We start from the raw sequence: 764 nt of genomic DNA, 5'->3' as shown, positions 1-764 counted from the left end.
GATCAGGAGAGATCGTGGTCCAGCTCGATCCTTCGTCGCGACTGCGGAAGATGTGGTTACCCCCGGCATAGAGCGTATTCCGATCATGCGGCGAGAAGGCAAGCGGGAAGGTCCAGGCGAAGCGGTAGCGCATGTTCTTCGGCGCCATACCAGTCGACTCTTCCGGCCAGACGTTGACGAGGCGAACCTGCCGGGTGCGGTGGTCGTAGCGTTGCAGAGCTCCTGCGCCGCCCGGGCTGTAGCCTATAGCGCCGCAATACACTACGTCTGGATCACCGGGATCAACGACGATGAAGCCACTCTCGCCGGTGCCCGGATAGGTGCAGTCGTTCAGGGTAATGACCCCCCATTCCGAGGCGCTCGGAACAGAAATTGAGGTGTTGTCCTGCTGGGTGGCGTAGATCCGATAGGGGTGCTGGCTGTCGACGTCGATGCGATAAAACTGGGCTGTGTTCTGATTGTAGATCGACGACCAAGACTTGCCGCCGTTGAAGGTGATACACGCACCACCATCGTTGCCTTCGATCATCCGCGTGGGATCGGCCGGGTCAATCCAGAGATCATGGTTATCGCCGTGGGGTGTGGACACTTGGGTAAAGCTGGCCCCGCCATCGGTCGATTTCCACATCCGTTGATTGGCTACGTAGACCGTATCCGCGTGTCCAGTGTCGGCGAAGACATGCGTATAGTACCAAGGACGGTGGATTAGATCGCGGTTCTGAGACACCTGGATCCAGCGGCCGCCGTAATTGTCGGTGCGATAG

The 764-nt window shown here is 59.0% G+C and carries 1 protein-coding gene; it reads right to left on the bottom strand.

What is annotated here, in order from left to right; translation table 11 throughout:
- Nucleotides 1-764, bottom strand: a 764-nt coding sequence (locus EN780_RS36015; RefSeq protein WP_210215103.1) for a hypothetical protein, incomplete at both ends; no start/stop codon positions are given.

It is taken from the genome of Mesorhizobium sp. M4B.F.Ca.ET.089.01.1.1 (assembly GCF_004022605.1).
In the GTDB taxonomy this organism is placed as follows: Bacteria; Pseudomonadota; Alphaproteobacteria; order Rhizobiales; family Rhizobiaceae; genus Mesorhizobium; species Mesorhizobium abyssinicae.
Note: the sequence above shows the minus strand (reverse complement) of the source record. Positions and strands in the feature narration are given on the sequence as shown.